At 61.9% G+C, this 226-nt stretch carries 1 protein-coding gene; it reads right to left on the bottom strand.

The window, feature by feature from the left end; translation table 11 throughout:
* On the bottom strand, positions 1–226 hold a 226-nt coding region (locus FNJ47_RS49280), incomplete at both ends, for a lysozyme inhibitor LprI family protein (protein WP_163163899.1).

The raw sequence follows: 226 nt of genomic DNA, 5'->3' as shown, positions 1-226 counted from the left end.
GATTCAGATTGGCGTGCATTGCCAAGGGCGCGTTCCAATTCACGCGTGCGCTTGGCGATGTCATCCAACTCGAAGCTCTGCGAGGTCATGAAGGCCCCCGAGCCGGCGTCCGGGTCGCTCGCGAGACGGCGGGTTTCGCTCAAGTGATGATGGAGCCAAGCCTTCTGTTCTGCCTGCAGCTTCGTCCGCCCTGCGCCGCTTTCTCGATGCAGCAGCAGCTGGTATG

This window comes from Bradyrhizobium uaiense (genome assembly GCF_010811875.1).
Lineage (GTDB): Bacteria > Pseudomonadota > Alphaproteobacteria > Rhizobiales > Xanthobacteraceae > Bradyrhizobium > Bradyrhizobium uaiense.
This window is presented reverse-complemented; position numbering and strand designations above follow the sequence as displayed.